Source organism: Sphingobium sp. MP9-4 (genome assembly GCF_005281675.1).
Classification (GTDB): Bacteria; Pseudomonadota; Alphaproteobacteria; order Sphingomonadales; family Sphingomonadaceae; genus Sphingobium; species Sphingobium yanoikuyae.
On record NZ_LUFI01000012.1, the window covers coordinates 1 to 799 of the forward strand.

Genomic DNA, 799 nt, shown 5'->3' on the forward strand with positions numbered 1-799 from the left:
CTGGCAGATGTCCAGCACGTTCATGTCGGTATAGTCCTGGTTCTCGCCGGCCATCGCCCAGATGAAGGCATAGGCCTTGGTGCCCGATCCCATATGGATCGACCAGGGCGGCGAGATCACGGCTTCCTCATTGGCCATGACGATGTGACGCATCGCGTCGCCCTCACCCATATAGTGGAAGACGCGATCGGCATCGCCATCCAGCTCGAAATAGAAATAAATCTCGCTGCGGCGCTCATGGATGTGCGGCGGCATGGTGTTCCACACCGAACCGGGCTTCAGGACCGTGAGGCCCATGACCAACTGTGCGCTGTCGCAGATGCCGGGGATGACCAGCTGGAAGATGGTGCGTTCGTTGGATTCCTCCAGGCTGCCACGTTCCAGCGCATTGGCGTCGGCGATGCCGAGCTTGCGGGTGGTGAACGCCTTGTGGGCCGGGCAGGAGGCGAGATAGAAACGCGCGCCGGCGCCGGCGAACTCCACGTCCTTGGCGCCCATCGTCACATAGAGGCAATCCTTGTTGCCCAGGGTGAAGACCTCGCCGTCGACGGTCACGGTGCCTTCCACGCCCGAGACATTGACGATCGCCAGTTCGCGCCGCTCCAGGAAGGGATGGCCCGCCGCCGAAGCCGGCTCGGTCTGTGCCGGCAGCTTCACCGGGGCATCGGCCACCGCCACGCCGCCGATCACGAAGCGTTCGGCATGGGTATAGTTCAGCACGCATTCGCCGTCACGGAACAGCCCGCCGATCAGATAGCGATCCCGCAGCTCCTCGTTCGACACGCACTCCATCATGTCG

At 63.2% G+C, this 799-nt stretch carries 1 protein-coding gene; it reads right to left on the bottom strand.

What is annotated here, in order from left to right:
* Positions 1 to 799, bottom strand: a 799-nt coding sequence (gene kduI, locus A0U87_RS02790) for a 5-dehydro-4-deoxy-D-glucuronate isomerase (protein ID WP_137405204.1), incomplete at both ends; no start/stop codon positions are given.